Genomic DNA, 16236 nt, shown 5'->3' with positions numbered 1-16236 from the left:
AAACCGGGGGCGGGTTGGGCTATATTCATTGAATGAAGCAGATCCTGTTCGCCATTTTGCTTGCTATTGCGCCCGTCGCCGCCTCTGCCGAGGAGGCGGAGCCAGAGGGGTTCAACCTGATGGAAGAGGGTGCAAAACTCTTTTTCCGGGGATTGCAGAAGCAGATGGAGCCGGCGATGGAAGATTTGCGCGGTCTTGCCGATGAAATGGAGCCCGCCCTGCGCGGTTTCATGATCGAGATGGGCCCCGCGTTGCGCGATCTGATGGGCAAGGTCGAGGACTGGAGCGCCTATCACCCGCCCGAGATCCTTCCCAATGGCGATATCATCATGCGCAAGAAGGCCCCGGAAAGCCCGGCGCCGCCAGCGGAAACGGAAATCTGAGGATCATACGGGCGTCAGTGGGGTCTTCGCCCCTTTCACCTTTACATCCAGTTCGGCCCCAAGGGACGCGGACAGGGAGGTGAGCCGGGCCTCTGCGACCTCTCCGTAGAGGGGGGCAGCCTCTGCCGGGACGCGGTATTCAAGAATGCGCTTCTTGGGGAAGAATCGCAGCGTTCCCATATCCGCCTCCGGCTCCATCAGAAGCATCGCGCCAAATCGCAGCGCCTTGCCAAGGATCTCCGCCTCCAGCCGGGTCTTGTCGTCGATCAGCCGTCCGAGATCCTCGAACCGGGTGCCCTCGCGCTTGTTGCGATAGCGATGCAAAAGGGCGAGACCGAGAAAGACCCGTTCGGAGTGTTTCAGACCGCCGAGATTGGCGCGTGTGGCGTTGTCGAAACAGGTTTCGGCCCGGTAATCGGGATGGGCCCGCCAACTCACGTCATGCAGCAGACAGGCCGCCTTGATCAGGCGGAGCCGCTCTGGCGGCGCGGATTTGTAGAGCGGCTGAATGAATTCGAAAAGCGATCTTCCGAACCCCGGTAGTCGCGCATCCTTGGTTTCGGCAAATCGGCAGGATTCGATCAGCGGATCGCGCTGGCGCAGGCGTTCCGGCATCTGCTCGTAGAGCAACCCCTCGCGGATACCGTAGGAGCTTACCGCGATGTCGCGCGGTTTGAAGGTTCGCACAACGCCCTTGAGCACCTCGATCGCCAGCGGCACCAGTGCCATGCGCGAGGAGGACACGCCGCAGCGCGCGCGCAGGGTTTCGGGATCTTGTTCGGAGATATACTTGGCGGTGGCGATGATGGATTTCGCGCTCATCCGGTATTCATGGAGGACATGCAGCGGGTAGCCGCGTCGTTCCATATCGATCCGGGCAATCGCCCGCCAGGAGCCGCCGACAAGGAACAGGCGGTTTTTTTGTGCTCCCATCGCCTTATGGAGATCCTCCAGCACGGCCTTGACATGGGCCTTGCGTCCCTTCTTGCCACCCTTGATGTCGCGTAGCTTCAAAGGCCCGACGTTCGAGGAAACCCGCCGCCCGACCTTGCCGTCGTTGATCTCTGCCAGTTCCATGGAGGAGCCGCCCATGTCGCAGACCAGACCGTAGGAGCCCGGCCAGCCGAGAAGCACCCCCTGCGCGGAAAGCCGGGCCTCTTCCTGTCCGTCGATGACATGAATTTTCAGCCCGGTCTCGCGCAGCACATCGGCGCAGAAGTCCGGCCCGTCCTCTGCCTCTCGCACGGCGGCGGTGGCCACAGCCGTCAGATCTCCGTTGCAAATGCGCCGGGCCAGAGCCTGAAACCGGCGCAGCGCGGCCAAGGCGCGTTTGCGCCCTTCTGGATTGAGGCGCCCGGAATCGGACAAGCCCGCCCCGAGCGCGCACATTATCTTTTCATTGTAGAAATAGGCCGGAGAGCGGGCCGCGCCATCAAACACCACGAGCCGAACCGAGTTGGAGCCGATATCGACCACGCCAACCCGGCGCAGGGCGCGAGCGGCAGCATCTTCAAACAGCGGGCGCCCGAAAAGCCCCCATTCCTGCGTGGTGTCGGTCGTCCCGTCCATCGCCTCGTCCGCCTGTCCCAGATCGCCTGTCCGTTAACTAGCGCCAGCGGGCGGGCGGGGTCAATCTTCGGTGTGCGTCAGTTTGGGCACATCGGCGGCCCCCGCGGAGCCGCGCCCCGAAAGAGAGGGGTTTTCCATGAAGAATCTGTGACAACTGAAGGCAAAGCTGCCTTCGGGCACCGGATCGCGCCGGAAAGATCCGTCCGGCGCCATGATCCAGCTTTGCGCCACATCAGCAAGGTTGGCCGCCATCACCTGATTGACAATCTGCGCCTTCACGGTCGCGTTCTTGATCTCTACCAGCGTTTCCACGCGGCGGATCAGGTTACGGCCCATCCAGTCGGCGGAACTGATGAAGACACGCGCCTTTTTCGACGGCAGGCCCGCGCCGTTCGCAAAACAAACGATGCGCGAATGTTCGAGAAAACGTCCGACGATGGATTTCACGCGGATATTCTCCGACAGTCCCTTGATACCGGGCCGGATACCACAGATGCCGCGCACCACGAGATTGATCTTCACCCCGGCGCAGGAGGCAGCATAGAGCGCGTCAATCACATCCGGTTCGATTAGGGCATTCATCTTGGCCCAGATTTCCGCCGGCTTGCCCGCGCGCGCAAATTCCGCCTCTGCCGCAATCATCTCCAGCAACCGTGACTTGAGCGAGATCGGAGAGATCGCAAGATTTTCGAGCTTTTCAGGCTCCACATATCCCGAGAGATAGTTGAACACCTTGGTCGCATCGCGCCCGAGATCGGCATCGCAGGTAAAGAGCGAAAGGTCGGTATAGATGCGTGCCGTGATCGGGTGGTAATTGCCCGTCCCGTAATGGGTATATGTCACGAGGTTGTCGCCCTCGCGCCGCACCACGGTGGAAATCTTGGCGTGGGTCTTGAGGTCGAGAAAGCCATAGACCACATGCGCGCCGGCGCGCTCCAGGCGCCGCGATTGCCGGATATTGGCGGCCTCGTCGAACCGGGCCTTCAACTCCACCAGCGCCGTGACGGATTTGCCGTCCTCCGCCGCCTCGCAAAGTGCCTCGACAATGGGGGAGTGTCGCGACGTGCGGTAGAGCGTTTGTTTGATCGCCACGACATCGGGGTCATGTGCGGCCTGTTCCAGAAATCGCACCACCATGTCGAAGGTCTCATAGGGGTGATGCAGAAGCATGTCTTTCTGCCGGATGGCTGCGAACATGTCGCCGTCGTGATCCTGCACACGTTCGGGCACGCGCGGCGTGAAGGATGGCCAAAGCAGATCGGGCCTTACGTCGAGCACCAGTTCCTTCAGGTCCGCGATGCCGAGCATGCCGTCCACTTCCACCACCTCATCCTCGGAGACATGCAACTCGCGCATGACCACCGATTTCAGGTTCTCGGGGGCATCGGCGGAAATCTTCAGCCGCACGACCTCGCCCCGGCGGCGGCGTTTGAGGGCAACCTCGAACTCGCGCACCAGATCCTCGGCCTCGTCCTCCACCTCCAGATCGCTGTCGCGCAGCACGCGGAAGGTGCAGTGCCCCTTGGGCTTGTAGCCGGGGAACATGCTTTCGAGATGCAGGATCAACAGCTCTTCAAGCGAGAGGAAGCGATGGATGCCAGCGCCAGAGGGCAGAGGGATGAAGCGGCTGACCTGATTGGGAATCGGCAAGAGTGCCATCAACGGTCGCTTGTCGCGCAGACGCTCCAGCCGCAGGGCGAGCGAGAAGCCGGTGTTCGGAATAAAGGGAAAAGGGTGCGCCGGGTCGATGGCCAGAGGCGAGAGGACCGGAAAGACCTTGTTCAGAAACTGATCGTTCAGAAACGCCTTGTCCTCATCGCTCAGGGCATCGCGTTCGAGCAGGACGATATTCTCACCTTCCATTTCGGCCCTGATCTGGCTGAAAATGCGCTGCTGCGCGTTCATCAGGTTGCGGGCATCTTCGTTGATCAAGACAAGCTGTTCGGCGGGGGTGAGGCCGTCGGCGGCGGGGGTGGTATGCCCCTCTCGGACCAGTTCCCGAAGACCGGCGACGCGCACGGTATAAAATTCATCGAGGTTGGTGGCCGAAATCGACAGAAAGCGCAGCCGTTCCAGAAGCGGAACGCGGGGGTTTTCGGATTCTTCGAGGACACGCCAGTTGAAGCCCAGCCAACTCAGTTCCCGATTGAAAAAACGTCCCGGCCCGGTCAGGTCGAGATCGGGCATCTCGACCGGGGCGGGCAAGTCGGATTTGAGAAAGTCGGCCTGTGTCATGAAAGCGCGTATGCCAGTGTGGGGTAACGGAAAAATGACAGTATCAGGGCGAACATCCGGGATGTCCAGCGACGCAGGCTCACGATTGCGCGGGGTCTGGCACGGTGCGTCGGTGCGAGACGCCTCAATTTGTCAGTTCGCGTTCAGAACCTTTGCCGCGAAGGCACGGGTGATGGGTCTTTTCTGGGACAGTGAGGCGCGGTCGAGCCGTTCCACCAGCGCGCGGGCGGCGGCGAAACTTCGGTCCATACGCCGCAGTAGATAGGGGATCGTGCCCGGTGTCGGCACCAGTTGGCGGTCGGCGAAGAGCTTGGCCAGCAGCGCGGTGAGAAGCATGTCATCGGGTTGGTCCAGCCGTGCGACGGTTGTGCCCTGCATCCGGCTTGCGAGATCGGGCAGAGACAGCTTCCATTGTCCCGGCTCGCTCTGCCCACTCAGCAGAAGGGAGTGGCCTTCCGCCAATACAAGATTGTGCAGGTGGAAAAGTGCCTGCTCGGCACTGCGGCGCCCCGCGATCGCTGGCACGTCCTCCACTGCGACGGGCGAGCGCGCAAGGGTGGGTATGTCGGCTTCGGGCAGATCGGATGCGGCAACGATTCCGCCGCCACTCAGCGCCGCCCAGACATGGGTCAGATGGGTCTTGCCCGCCCCTTCCGGCCCAATCAGGACCAGCTTGCGCCCCGACCAGTCCGGCCAACGTTCGATCAGACCGAGCGCCACCGCATTGGCCGGGGTGACAAAGAAGTCGTCCCGTCCCAGCGCCGGACGAGCGGGCAGGTTCAGGCTCAGTTGCTCTGCCATTTCAGTTTTCCGCGTCGTCCGTTTGTGAAAGACCGCGATAGAGTCGCGACCTGCGGTATTGCGCCGTGGCGAAGCGGGTCAGCACGCCGAGCGCCGCCGCCACGGGCACAGCCACGAGCATCCCCACAAATCCGAACAGCATCCCGAAGACCGACAGCGCGAAGATCAGCCAGACCGGGTGAAGCCCGACCGAGCTTCCGACGAGTTTCGGTGTCAGGATGTTGCCCTCGGCGACCTGTCCCAGAACGAAGATCGCGGCCACCAGCCCGAGCGAGAGCCAGTCGCCCCAGAACTGAAACAGGCCCAGCCCGATTGCCAGCGCTCCGCCGACGATCGCGCCGACATAGGGAATGAAGGTGATCAGCCCGGCGATGAAACCGACGACGAGGCCGAATTGCAGCCCCACCAGCATCAGCGCCACAGCGTAGTAGGTGCCTAGGATGAGGCAGACCGTGCCCATGCCGCGAATGAAGGAGGCAAGCGTCTGATCGATTTCAGCCGCAAGTTGGCGGATCACCGGCGCATGATCGCGCGGCAGAAGGCTGTCGAGACGGGCAACCATGTTGTCCCAGTCCAGAAGGAGATAGAACGCCACGACCGGCACGATGACCAGCAGCAGCAGGGCATTGATCAGGGTGGCGGCGGAACTCACAACCGTGTTGAGAAGCTCCACCCCGTGTTCCTGAATCCGCTCGCCCATGGCCTTGAGCGATTTGTTCACGGCACTATCGGGATCGAGCGCCTCCGGAAAGCGTTCGGAGAGAAAGCCCTGAAGATCCTGAAACAGTTTGGGCGCAATGTTGAACAGCGCAACCGTCTGTTCGATCAGGGTCGGGATCACTGCCAACGCCATCACGACGAAGATCAGAAGCGTTGCCAATGTGATGAGAATGGTCGCAAGGATGCGCGAGGCCCCCAACGCCTGAAGCCGGTCGGCCACCGGATCGAGAAAATAGGCGATGGCCCCGCCCAGAACAAAGGGCAGGATCACGTCCCCCAGATACCAGAGCGCGACGAAGAAAACCGCCGCTGCGATGCCCCAGTATTTCATCTGATCACGGATCGGCAATGCCATCGGGGCCTCTTTGTGAACCTGCCTGTGCTACATTGCCGAAGGCAGAGCATCTTTCAAGGGTTCCGGCGTGATCCTGTGGATGGTACCGCCGCGTTGTCTTTGGATTCTCGACAAAATGCCGTGATCCCTTGTCTGAGGCGTCGCAACCTCATAAACGGGCCGAAACCGAAGAGATGTTCGAGGAACCGACATGCGCCTGTCCCGTTACTTTCTGCCCGTGCTGAAGGAAACCCCCGCCGAGGCCCAGATTGTCAGCCATCGCCTGATGTTGCGGGCGGGCATGATCAAGCAATCGGCCTCCGGCATCTATTCGTGGCTGCCGCTCGGGTTCAAGGTGCTGCGCAAGATCGAGAATATCGTGCATGAGGAGCAAATCCGCGCGGGGCATATTCCGTTTCAGATGCCGACCTTGCAATCGGCCGATTTGTGGCGCGAGTCGGGGCGCTATGACGACTATGGCGAAGAGATGTTGCGCATGAAGGACCGGCACGGGCGCGATCTGCTGTTCACACCGACGGCGGAGGAACTGGTGACGGACATCTTCCGCAGCCACGTGTCCAGCTACAAGGATCTGCCCCTGACACTTTACCAGATCCAGTGGAAGTTCCGCGATGAGATCCGCCCGCGCTTCGGCGTCATGCGCGGGCGCGAGTTCTACATGAAGGATGGATACAACTTCGATCTGACGAAGGAGGATGCGCTTCACGCCTATAACCGCCATCTGGTCAGCTACCTTCGGACCTATGAGCGGATGGGGCTTCAGGCCATTCCGATGCGCGCCGACTCCGGCCCCATCGGGGGGGATGACACGCATGAGTTCCTCGTGCTCGCCGAAACCGGAGAGTCGGAGGTGTTTTACGATAGCGTGATCACGGATCTGAAATTCGGTGATCGCGACATCGATTATGACAGTCACGAGCAATGTCAGGCGGTGATGGAGGAATTCACCGGCCGCTATGCCCGCACCGACGAAACCCACGACGAGGCCGCCTTCGAGGCGCAAGTTCCGCAGGAACGCCGCAGGACGGCCCGGGGAATCGAGGTCGGCCAGATCTTCTATTTCGGGACCAAGTATTCCGAGCCGATGGGCGCCACGGTGCAGGGGCACGATGGCAAGCCGGTGCCGGTGCATATGGGCAGCCACGGCATCGGGGTGAGCCGCCTTCTGGGAGCGATCATCGAGGCCAGCCATGACGACAAGGGCATTATCTGGCCCGAGGGGGTGACGCCGTTCCATTGCGGTATCGTCAACCTCAAGCAGGGCGACGAGGAGGCGGATGCGGCCTGCGATGCGCTGTATCAATCGCTGCGGGCGCTTGGCCTTGAACCGCTGTATGACGACCGGAAGGAACGGGCGGGCGGAAAATTCGCCACCATGGACCTGATCGGTCTGCCGTGGCGGATCACCGTGGGCCCGCGCGGCCTCAAGAACGGCGTTGTGGAATTGACATGCCGCCAGACGGGCGAGAGCGAGGAGCTGCCGCCCGAGCAGGCGGTGGCGAAAGTGGCGCAGATCTACGCCGAAATGTGATGCGGGGCGGGCAGGTCGGTTCCGGATGTGACCGAACTGCCGCGCCCGCTTGACCGGGGCCGGGACCGTGCCTAACGTTCCCCGACCTCTATACCGGAGCAGTCATGGCAGGCAACACAGCCCCCTTTGCCGCGTTTGAGTGGATGATCGCATGGCGTTATCTGCGCGCGCGCCGCGCCGAGGGCGGGGTCAGCGTGATGACCTGGATCAGCCTGATCGGGATCACCCTTGCCGTTTTCGCCCTGATAGCAACGCTTGCGGTGCGTTCCGGATTTCGCGCCGAGTTCGTCGATACCATCCTGGGCGCCAACGCGCATGTGACCGTCTACAACTCCGCGCAGGTGACAGAGCAGGGCGGTATTGACCGCACGATTCCCGACTATGAGGAGATGTCCGGGCGTTTGCGCGCGGTGGAGGGCGTGACCCGTGCCGCTCCCTTGGTGAAGGGGCAGGTGATGGCCAGCCTTCGCGGATCGAACACCGGGGTGGAGGTGTTCGGTATTTCGGCCGAGCACCTTGCGACGATCCCACGGATTGCCGACCCTGAAACCGGACGCGGCGAAATCGGGCGCTTTGAAGAGGGCATCGCCATCGGTTCGGGCGTGGCGCGCGAGCTTGGCGCCGGTCTGGGCGACAGGATAAAGCTGATTTCGCCTGACGGGGTGAAAACCGCCTTTGGCACGAGCCCGCGTGTGAACGCCTATGAGGTGGTCTATATCTTCTCCGCGGGGCGCTATGACATCGACCGGACCCGTGTTTACCTGCCGTTCGAAGAGGCGCAGACCTTCTTTAACCGCGACGGGGTGGCGACGGAAATCGAGGTCATGGTCGAAGATCCTGACCGGGTGGATGAGCTGTCGGTCGACCTGCTGCGGGCCGGGGGCAACCGGGCGACCATCTGGACGTGGCGCGATGCCAGCGGAGGCTTTCTGCGGGCACTGGAGATCGAGGACAACGTGATGTTCGTGATCCTGTCGATTCTGGTGTTGATCGCAGCGATGAACATTGTCTCTGGATTGATCATGCTGGTGAAGAACAAGGGCCGCGATATCGGTATCCTGCGCACGATGGGGCTGACCGAAGGCTCGGTGCTGCGGGTGTTTTTCATCTGCGGCGCGTTCACCGGGCTGATCGGGACCGCGCTCGGCGTGGTTCTGGGATGCCTGTTCGCGATCTATATCGACCCTGTTTTCGCCATGGTGAACACGGTGGCCGGGGGCGGGGTCTGGGACCCCTCGATCCGGGGCATCTATCATCTGCCGGCGAAACTCGAACTGGCCGATGTGATAAGCGCGGTGACCCTTTCGCTTGGTCTTTCGTTCTGTGTGACGTATTTTCCGGCGCGCCGTGCCGCACGGCTCAACCCGGTGGAGGCGCTGCGTTATGAGTGATCCGGTGCTGCATCTCGACTCGATCGAGAAGACCTACAAGCGCGGACTGCCCGGCGAGATACGTGTGTTGCGTGGCGCCAGCCTAGCGCTCGAGCCGGGCGAGGTGGTGGGGCTTGTCGCGCCGTCCGGTGCCGGCAAGTCGACGCTCCTGCATATTGCCGGGCTGCTCGATACCGCCGATTCTGGCGAGGTCACGATCGGGGGGGAAGTGATGACGCGCCTGTCCGACCGTCGCCGTACCGTCGCGCGGCGGCGCGATGTGGGGTTTGTCTATCAATTCCATCACTTGTTGCCGGAGTTCACCGCGCAGGAGAATATCGCCCTGCCGCAACTGGCCAACGGGATCGAGCGCCGGGAAGCGGACGCACGCGCCTTGGAGTTGCTGGATTCCGTTGGTATCGCGGGGCGCGCGGATCACCGCCCCGCGGCGCTTTCGGGCGGGGAACAGCAGAGGGTGGCGTTTTGCCGGGCGCTGGCGAATGCACCGCGGATCCTTCTGGCAGACGAGCCGACGGGCAATCTTGATCCCGAGACTTCCGATCATGTTTTTGCGACCCTGATGGATCTCGTGCGTGGCACCGGGCTGTCAGCCTTGATCGCAACGCACAATCTCGGTCTCGCGGCGCGCATGGACCGTGTTCTGCGGCTGGACGAGGGCGTACTCGTGCCGGCCTGACCTTTGGGATCAGACCTGCTGGGTGAGCCAGACACCCGCCGCCATGAGCGCGATTCCCCCGGCGCGGGCAAGCGAGAGCGGCGAGACCTGCGCACCGAAAAGGCCGAAATGGTCAATCGCGGCGGCCGAGACGAGTTGCCCCAGAAGCACGAAGAACACCGCGTTGCCGACCCCGAAATGGGGCGCGACAAAGGTGATCGACAGCACGTAGAAGGCCACGAGCGCTCCGGCGAGAAAAAGGTGTTTGGGAGCGCCGGCCGCCTTGGCAAGATGCGGCACGCCCCCCGTCAGCAACAGCACGATGCCGGTGACACAGAACGCCACGACGAAAAGGATCAGCCCGGCCGCGACCGGCGCCCCCATGCGTTGGCCCAGCCCGGCATTGAGCGCGGCCAGCACCGGGATGCCGATTCCGGCTGCCAGCATGGTTAGCGCGTAGCCCGTCACCGGCGGCATCATGGCACGAAGAACGTGGCGGTCGCGGCGGCCACGGGTTTGCCGTCGGGCAGGGCGGTCATGGTGGCGCGCGCAAAGATCAACGCCTTGCCCGCGCGCACGATCTCGGCCTCGCAGCGGATGGTGTCACCGCGGCCGGGGCGCAGGAACTGCGTGTCGAGATTGGTGGTGGCGACGGGTCGCATCTCTCCGAAATGTCCGCCGGTGGCGATGACCATGGCCGTGTCGGCCATTGCCGCAAGAGCTTGTCCGGAAATGATACCGCCCACACGCGCCAGATCGCCGGTGATCGGCATTGTCAGGACAGCCCCCTTCGGGCCAATCTCTGTCACGGTGAGATTGAGCGCCCGCACCCAGGCAGCGAAATTCTGATCAAGAAACGCCTGGGCGTTGGTGACGTTGAGTGTCATGCGGTCCCTCATCCAATTGTTATTCGCGCGCAGAATGGCGCGGCCATGGGTCAATGTCACGTCCGGATATGATAGGAATCAAGGTGAGTCGGAAATCATTGTGCTATGCTTCAGGAACTTGAGAGCAGCGAGCGCGAAAGGAGAGAGGATGAGACCTATCATTGCCTGGGCCGGTGTGGCGTTGATGGCGCTTCCGGCGATGGCCGAAGATGTGCCTCCGGGACGGGAGATCTATCTTGACCACTGCGCCACATGCCACGGGCTGGATCATGACGGCGAAGGCCCCATGGCAGGGGTGATGACGGTAAAGCCGGCCAATCTGAGCACGCTGACCGCGGGCAACGATGGCGTCTTTCCCTTGGTGCGGGTGATCGAACGGATCGACGGGCGCGATCCGCTTGTCGCGCACGGCTCTCCCATGCCGGTCTATGGCGATTTTTTCGAAGGGAATGATGTCGCGCTGAAGACAGAATCCGGCCAGCCGATCCTGACAAGCGGGCCAGTTTCGGATCTGGTGGATTATCTCAGGGCGGTGCAGGAATGAAGGTCTGGCTGGGAGGACTGGGTGCGCTTGCGCTGTTCGTGGCCTGCACGGAGGTCGAAATGCCGACGCGCAACGAGGGGGCGCAGATCTACACGACCTATTGCGCCACCTGCCACGGGCCGAATGCGACGGGCAACGCGGCCGATGGGGTCACGCTGAAACAAGCGCCTGCCGATCTGACGCGCATTGCGCAACGCAACGGCGGAACCTTCCCGCGGGCGGAGGTTCTGAGCCAGATCGACGGTTACACCCGCGAGCCGGTGCCGGGGATGACCATGCCGGAATTCGGCGAATTGATGAGCGGTGATCTGGTTCCGGTTGATGTGGGCGATGAAAAGATGACACCGACGCCGAGAAAGCTTGCGGCGCTGATGTATTATCTGGAATCGATCCAGCAATAGATTGACGGGCAACGCTCTTGCGATCATCTGGCGGGACACTGCGCAGAGATCGAGCACCTGCCGGATCGTTTCGTGCACTGGCCCGGGATGGGTGGGACGCCGCCATGGTAGCCGGCAGCGGACGCTTTCCTAGAAGGTGTCGGCGCCCTGCTGCCACGGTTGAACGAGGTTGCTGAAGCGGGTGAAACGCCCTTCGAACGCCAGATCCACCGTGCCGATCGGGCCGTGACGCTGCTTGCCGATGACAACCTCCGCCTTGCCGTGAAGGCGCTCCATCCGTTCCTGCCAGCTCGCCATCTCATCGAGCCTGTCGTCCGACGGTTTTTCGCGCTCAACGTAGTATTCTTCACGGAAGACGAACATCACCACGTCGGAGTCCTGCTCGATGGACCCCGATTCGCGCAGGTCGGAAAGCTGCGGGCGTTTGTCCTCGCGCGCCTCGACCTGGCGCGAGAGCTGCGACAGGGCAATGACCGGAATGTTCAACTCCTTGGCAATCGCCTTCATGCCCATGGTGATTTCCGAGATCTCGTTGACCCGGTTTTCATTCCGCGAAGAGCCGCGGCAGAGTTGCAAGTAGTCGATTACCAGAAGATCGAGCCCATGGGTCCGTTTCAGCCGGCGTGCCCGCGCCGCAAGCTGCGCAATGGGAAGGGCCGGGGTGTCGTCGATGAACAGCGGGCACGCCTCAAGCGACTTGGCGGCATCGACGAACCGGCGGAATTCGGCCTCGGTCATGTCGCCCTTGCGGATCTGCTCGGACGGCACTTCGGAGGCTTCCGACAGGATCCGCGCGGCAAGCTGCTCGGCGCTCATCTCGAGGCTGTAGAAGCCGACCACGCCCCCCTCGATTGCGCCTTCGGTTCCGTCGGGGCGCTGTCCCCGCTTGTATGCCTTGGCGACGTTGAAGGCGATATTGGTGGCCAGCGAGGTCTTTCCCATCGATGGGCGCCCCGCCAGAATCAAAAGGTCCGACGGGTGCAGTCCGCCCAGTTTCTTGTCCAGATCGGTCAGCCCGGTGGAAATGCCGGCAAGCCCGCCTTCGCGCTGATAGGCGGCATTGGCGGTGTTCACGGCCTCGGTCACGGCGCGCAGGAAGGAGACAAACCCGCTGTCTGCCTTGCCCTGTTCGGAGAGTTTGTAGAGTGCCTGTTCCGCCTCAACGATCTGCTCTCGCGGCTCGCTCTCCACGTCGACCTTGGCCGCCTTGGAGGCGATGTTGTGGCCCAGCCCGATCAACTCTCGCCGGATGGCCATGTCATAGATCATCTGCGCATAGTCGCGCGCCGCATAGGCCGAGATGGCAGAGCCCGCGAGCCGCGCGAGATAGGACGGCCCGCCCAGTTCCTTCAGCCCCGGATCGTCTTCCAGAAACGCCTTGAGCGTGACCGGCGAGGCCAGATTGTTCTTGGCAATCCGGGCGGCGGCGACCTCGTAGATGTGGGCATGGACCGGGTCGTAGAAATGCTGCGCCTGGATGATCGCTGCGACCCGGTCGTAGATGTCATTGTTGGTCAGAATCGCACCGAGAAGCTGCTGCTCCGCTTCGATGGAATGCGGCATGGGATCGCCATCTTCCGCCCCCGTGCCGGATGCGTTGAAGATGCTGATCTCGTTCATGTCTGCCCCCGATTCCCGTGTAGTGCCCTGTCGGCGGGTTCTAGATCACCCGGCGCGCGGGGCGCAAATTGTATGTTTCTGTGGATCGCGTGTGGATAACCTGCCTGCCACCGGATATTGCCAGAATGTGGCAGGTTCGGTCAACATATCGTAGCTCAGCGGGGGTCTGCGCCGCCGCGTGAGCCAGGTCCTATACGAATGGGGGATCGGGTCAGCCCTGCTTGCGCGCCTCCTGCCATGCGCGCGGATCGTTGAGAAAGGACTCGACCTCGGCCAGCGTGTTCTCCGCAAAGATGGCTTGAGCGCGGGCCTCGTCCAGCACGTCCCACCATGTGCACAGGTGATGCAGCCTGACCCCGTGATCGCCCAGCGTTTTGACCGTGTCGGGGAAGATGTCGTAGTAGAAGATCACAGCGGTGTGCCCACAGTGCGCGCCTGTTTCGCGGATGGCATTGACGAAGGACAGCTTGGAGCCGCCATCCGTGGTCAGATCCTCGACCAGAAGCACCCTCTGGTCTTCGGTCATCACGCCTTCGATCCGGGCATTGCGGCCATAGCCCTTGGGCTTTTTGCGCACGTAGGTCATCGGCAGGGCCATCCGTTCCGCCATCAGCGCCGCAAAGGGGATGCCCGCCGTCTCGCCGCCCGCGATATTGTCGAACGCTTCGAATCCCGCCTCGCGCATGACCGTGACAGCGAGGAAGTCCATCAGCGTAGCGCGGATGCGCGGGAAGGAAATGAGCTTGCGGCAGTCGATGTAGGAAGGGGATGGCAGGCCCGACGCCAGAACATAGGGCTCTTCGGTGTTGAAGTTGACCGCGCCGATTTCAAGCAGCATCCGGGCAGTCAACCGGGCGATTTCTTCCTTGGCGGGGTGGGTGGTCGGAATCATCGTGCTAAGGGTCCTTCGTCGGGCTGCGGAAGCGAGTGGCAGCGGATTTTCTAGGGCTGCACGCGCCAGTGAACCGGAAAACCGGGATCAAAGACCGTAACCGGACCATCGCCCGACTCAATCTTTTGCGGCCATGTCACCGGGGTGTCCTGGCGTGTGAGTGTAATGCGGTCTTCATTCGGGGGGAGGCGATAGAAGCTCGGGCCATGCAGGCAGGCAAAGCCTTCGAGACGGTCGAGTGCGCCCTCCTCCTCGAACACATGCGCCAGAAGCGCCATCGTGTTGGTCGCGGTGAAGCAGCCGGCACAGCCGCAGGCGGTTTCCTTGGCCGCGTCTACATGCGGGGCGCTGTCGGTGCCCAGAAAGAACCGCGCATCCCCGCCAGTCGCGGCCTTGCGCAGTGCAAGGCGGTGGCTTTCGCGTTTTGCCACCGGCAGGCAGTAGTAATGCGGTCTGATCCCGCCCACGAGGATATGGTTGCGGTTGATGATCAGGTGGTGCGTGGTGATGGTTGCCGCCAGATCCCGTTCCGCGCTCTGCACATAGGACACGCCCTCGGATGTGGTGATATGTTCCATCACCACCCGCAGGCCCGGAGTCGCGCGGCGGATCGGGTCGAGCACACGGTCGATGAACACGGCCTCGCGGTCAAAGATGTCCACATCGGGGTCGGTCACCTCTCCATGCACGCAGAGCGGGCAGCCGATGTCCGCCATCCGCTCCAGCACGGCGCGCACCTTGTCGAAATCGCGCACGCCCGAGGCGGAATTGGTGGTCGCCCCGGCCGGGTAGAGTTTCACCGCCGTGATCAGCCCGCTGTCATGCGCGGCGGTAACGTCGTCGGGGTCCGTCTGCTCTGTCAGATAAAGCGTCATGAGAGGCGTGAAGGCCATTCCGTCCGGCAGCGCGGTGAGGATGCGCTCGCGATAGCTGGCGGCCTGTGCCCCGGTGACGACGGGCGGCACCAGATTCGGCATGATGATGGCGCGGGCGAAATGGCGCGCGCTTTCCGGCAGGACGGCTCTGAGCATGGCGCCATCGCGCAGATGCAGGTGCCAGTCGTCAGGGCGGCGGAGTGTGAGGCTCTGGGTCATGCGCGCCGATTAGACGATTTGCGGGGGGTAATCCAGAGCGGACTATCCCGCCAGCCGGCCTTCGCTCGCCATTCGGTCAAGCTGGTCCAGCTTGCGCTGGAATTTCGGGGCGGGCATGCGGTTGATGACATGGCCGCACAGAATGGCCTGAAGGTAATAGTGTTCCTTGCGTTCGGCCATGGCGAGCAGGCGACGCAGATAGGGCTGATAGTCGCGCCGGGCCCGGAACAGTTTCGCAAAGGAGGCGCGGTCGAGCCGGCCCGCCCCGGCGCGCGCCAGCAGGCGGTAGAGAACCTGCATCTCGACCAGTGCCTGTTCAATGTCGTCGCCCAGATAGGGGGTTTGCAGAAGGGTCACATTGGCGCGGGCGAAAAGCGCGGCGTGCATGGCTTGCATCGTGTCGTTGGGATTGAACAGGACAAAGCCATGCTCTGCCGCTTCGATCATCTCGGGTGCATAGCCGTAGCGGTCGGTGAAGGAGACCCGGCGCATATGGGTATAGCGTGTGTCCCAGCCAGCGATCCGCGGGTCGAGCGTGGCCTGCGGGCTGATCGCGAGCACCGTGGCACCGGGCGCGGCCACCGAAAACGCCGCCGCCGCATACCCACCGCTGCCCGCGCCATAGAACAAAACCCGGTCAAATTCGTCAAAGAAGCCCTCGTCGATCAGGTGATCGAAATAGTCGTAGATCGCCGGATCGCGGAACCAGGTTTCGCCATTGCTGACCATCGCGAGGTTGGACCAGCCCAGCTCCCTGACCAGCTCGAAGCCGAGCGGCTGTCCGGTATCGTCGCGATCCTGGATCTGCTGGAGGGTCTCGAAACTCACCAGAAGGGTCGAGAACTGATCCTCCACAAGGGCGGCGACATGATGCGCGCCCAGCCGTGCGAAAGTACCGTGCTCTTGCGCGATCTCTTCCAGAGCGTCCAGCCAACCCTGCGGCGGCAGGCCGAGCATGGGAGTGTCGAAGCCATTTGGCGCGTCCTGCATCGTATATATCCTTGGTCAAATACCGGGGGCATGCCCCCCCGTTTTCGGGCCGATCCTGAGCGAAGTTGATAGTAACGCTTTGCGGCGGAAATGGGGAGAAGGTTTGTGCATTTTTCGTGTTTGTCGGACCGTGGGCGAATCTGTCCACAGAGTGTGGTCGCCTTTGCC

General features: G+C 62.5%; 16 protein-coding genes. 6 read left to right on the top strand and 10 right to left on the bottom strand.

Annotated features, from left to right (window positions below; all coding sequences use genetic code 11):
• The first annotated feature begins 32 nt into the window (after nucleotides 1-32).
• A complete protein-coding gene (locus BMW66_RS14585; RefSeq protein ID WP_093119583.1) occupies nucleotides 33-383 on the top strand; it encodes a hypothetical protein in 351 nt (116 codons plus the stop codon).
• A 3-nt stretch (nucleotides 384-386) separates the two neighbouring features.
• On the opposite strand, the gene BMW66_RS14580 is transcribed toward BMW66_RS14585, so the two are convergent.
• From BMW66_RS14580 to BMW66_RS14565, 4 genes are all read right to left on the bottom strand, one after another.
• Nucleotides 387-1952 (bottom strand): Ppx/GppA family phosphatase, encoded by a 1566-nt coding sequence (locus BMW66_RS14580; protein WP_093119582.1) that lies wholly within the window; start codon nucleotides 1950-1952, stop codon nucleotides 387-389.
• A 60-nt stretch (nucleotides 1953-2012) separates the two neighbouring features.
• Nucleotides 2013-4187, bottom strand: coding sequence for an RNA degradosome polyphosphate kinase (locus BMW66_RS14575; protein WP_093119580.1), 2175 nt, complete (start codon nucleotides 4185-4187; stop codon nucleotides 2013-2015).
• Between the two features lie 132 nt (nucleotides 4188-4319).
• Nucleotides 4320-4988: an HdaA/DnaA family protein gene (locus tag BMW66_RS14570; RefSeq protein ID WP_093119579.1), complete on the bottom strand. Its 669-nt coding sequence runs from the start codon at nucleotides 4986-4988 to the stop codon at nucleotides 4320-4322.
• A gap of 1 nt (nucleotide 4989) precedes the next feature.
• Nucleotides 4990-6063: an AI-2E family transporter gene (locus BMW66_RS14565; protein ID WP_093119578.1), complete on the bottom strand. Its 1074-nt coding sequence runs from the start codon at nucleotides 6061-6063 to the stop codon at nucleotides 4990-4992.
• A gap of 190 nt (nucleotides 6064-6253) precedes the next feature.
• On the opposite strand from BMW66_RS14565, the gene proS reads away from it, so the two are divergent.
• The 3 genes from proS (at nucleotide 6254) to BMW66_RS14550 (ending at nucleotide 9661) form a co-directional block, all read left to right on the top strand.
• Entirely contained in the window at nucleotides 6254-7594 is a 1341-nt protein-coding gene (gene proS, locus BMW66_RS14560) for a proline--tRNA ligase (protein WP_093119576.1), read from the top strand.
• A gap of 104 nt (nucleotides 7595-7698) precedes the next feature.
• Nucleotides 7699-8985 (top strand): lipoprotein-releasing ABC transporter permease subunit, encoded by a 1287-nt coding sequence (locus BMW66_RS14555; RefSeq protein ID WP_245729493.1) that lies wholly within the window; start codon nucleotides 7699-7701, stop codon nucleotides 8983-8985.
• Nucleotides 8978-9661 carry an ABC transporter ATP-binding protein gene (locus tag BMW66_RS14550; protein WP_093119574.1) on the top strand — a complete coding sequence of 228 codons (684 nt, stop codon included), beginning with the start codon at nucleotides 8978-8980 and terminating at the stop codon, nucleotides 9659-9661. Before BMW66_RS14555 ends, BMW66_RS14550 begins: the two co-directional genes overlap by 8 nt.
• A 9-nt stretch (nucleotides 9662-9670) precedes the next feature.
• Here the strand turns inward: BMW66_RS14550 and BMW66_RS14545 are convergent, their stop codons facing one another.
• Entirely contained in the window at nucleotides 9671-10108 is a 438-nt protein-coding gene (locus BMW66_RS14545; RefSeq protein ID WP_093119573.1) for a DMT family transporter, read from the bottom strand.
• 8 nt (nucleotides 10109-10116) lie between these two features.
• Nucleotides 10117-10527: a PaaI family thioesterase gene (locus BMW66_RS14540; protein ID WP_245729492.1), complete on the bottom strand. Its 411-nt coding sequence runs from the start codon at nucleotides 10525-10527 to the stop codon at nucleotides 10117-10119.
• A 148-nt stretch (nucleotides 10528-10675) separates the two neighbouring features.
• Between BMW66_RS14540 and BMW66_RS14535 the strand changes: the two genes are divergently transcribed.
• Together BMW66_RS14535 and BMW66_RS14530 are read left to right on the top strand one after the other, a co-directional pair.
• On the top strand, nucleotides 10676-11071 hold the full coding sequence (locus BMW66_RS14535; RefSeq protein ID WP_093119572.1) for a c-type cytochrome: 396 nt from the start codon (nucleotides 10676-10678) through the stop codon (nucleotides 11069-11071).
• Entirely contained in the window at nucleotides 11068-11472 is a 405-nt protein-coding gene (locus BMW66_RS14530) for a c-type cytochrome (RefSeq protein ID WP_093119570.1), read from the top strand. The genes BMW66_RS14535 and BMW66_RS14530 overlap by 4 nt, the downstream gene beginning before the upstream one ends.
• A gap of 129 nt (nucleotides 11473-11601) precedes the next feature.
• Here the strand turns inward: BMW66_RS14530 and BMW66_RS14525 are convergent, their stop codons facing one another.
• The 4 genes from BMW66_RS14525 to BMW66_RS14510 all read right to left on the bottom strand — a co-directional run bounded on the left by BMW66_RS14525 (nucleotide 11602) and on the right by BMW66_RS14510 (nucleotide 16068).
• A complete protein-coding gene (locus BMW66_RS14525) occupies nucleotides 11602-13092 on the bottom strand; it encodes a replicative DNA helicase (RefSeq protein ID WP_093119569.1) in 1491 nt (496 codons plus the stop codon).
• Nucleotides 13093-13303: 211 nt separating this feature from the next.
• Nucleotides 13304-13984, bottom strand: a complete 681-nt coding sequence (locus BMW66_RS14520; RefSeq protein WP_093119567.1) for an orotate phosphoribosyltransferase — start codon at nucleotides 13982-13984, stop codon at nucleotides 13304-13306.
• Between the two features lie 50 nt (nucleotides 13985-14034).
• A complete protein-coding gene (pyrC, locus tag BMW66_RS14515; protein ID WP_093119566.1) occupies nucleotides 14035-15078 on the bottom strand; it encodes a dihydroorotase in 1044 nt (347 codons plus the stop codon).
• 42 nt (nucleotides 15079-15120) lie between these two features.
• Nucleotides 15121-16068: a phosphoadenosine phosphosulfate reductase gene (locus BMW66_RS14510; RefSeq protein WP_093119565.1), complete on the bottom strand. Its 948-nt coding sequence runs from the start codon at nucleotides 16066-16068 to the stop codon at nucleotides 15121-15123.
• Nucleotides 16069-16236 lie beyond the last annotated feature (168 nt).

The organism is Salinihabitans flavidus (assembly GCF_900110425.1).
Lineage (GTDB): Bacteria > Pseudomonadota > Alphaproteobacteria > Rhodobacterales > Rhodobacteraceae > Salinihabitans > Salinihabitans flavidus.
Note: the sequence above shows the minus strand (reverse complement) of the source record. Positions and strands in the feature narration are given on the sequence as shown.